At 54.4% G+C, this 815-nt stretch carries 1 protein-coding gene; it reads right to left on the reverse strand.

Annotated features, from left to right (window positions below; all coding sequences use genetic code 11):
• Positions 1-51: 51 nt before the first annotated feature.
• The gene (locus ACR0ER_RS25615) at positions 52-753 is read right to left on the reverse strand and encodes an IS6 family transposase (protein WP_170389003.1); all 702 of its coding nucleotides are present in this window, start codon (positions 751-753) and stop codon (positions 52-54) included.
• Between the last annotated feature and the right edge of the window lie 62 nt (positions 754-815).

An 815-nucleotide genomic window follows, 5' to 3' on the forward strand; every position in this document is an offset into this window, starting at 1 on the left:
GGTGTTGTCACGTTAACTTCCGACCCACCAAGGAATGCTGATGCCCGGACTTCAAGCAGCTCGAGTGGCGGCATTCCAGGCGTCAAATGCTTCGAGGCGGTGATATCGAATTGTTAAGGCTGAGCGACGGCGTGCGGGGGCACAGAAGCAATTCCGAACGGCTGAATGGGTTGTCACGAACCTCTGCAAACCTCCTGGGGACCGAAACCCCTGCATCGTTCGTTCCCGCTTACGGAATGGCAGGTGGCTGTTTTCGGCTCGATTGTTCAAACCCTTGTGTGACCAATGATCCAACCCCGGCGCGACTTCTCGCTTGGCGGCGCCATATGAGCGCAGTTTGTCCGTGATGATCCGCTTGGGAAGAATACCAAAACGCTTTACCAGGCGGCGTAACAGCCGTTTTGCAGCCCGTTTGTCCCGTTTCGGTTGGAGTATTTCGTCCAGCACGATGCCATGTTGATCGACCGCGCGCCAAAGCCAATACTTGCGACCTGAGATTCTCACGGCAACTTCATCCAGATGCCAGACATCACCTGGGCAGCCCTGTCTCTGCCGCAAGTTTTGAGCTATCGCCGGCCCGAATTTGAAGACCCAACGGCGGACGGTCTCGTAAGAAACATCGATCCCACGTTGTAGAAGCATCTCTTCAACTTCCCGTAGGCTCAAATTGAAGCGAACATAAAGCCACACCGCGTGAGCGATGATCTGAGGAGGAAATCGGTGGTGCTTGTAGCTGATCGACGATGAATTCATCGATGTCACCTATGTCCAAATCCAAGCATGAGCAACCGAACGACGGTTAACGTGACAACACC

The sequence above is a fragment of the Ruegeria sp. CH8 genome, from assembly GCF_056536985.1.

Bases quoted from the DNA above. Each gene is read 5' to 3' on its own strand.
- ACR0ER_RS25615 (WP_170389003.1), bottom strand. From the start codon at position 753: ATGAATTCATCGTCGATCAGCTACAAGCACCACCGATTTCCTCCTCAG.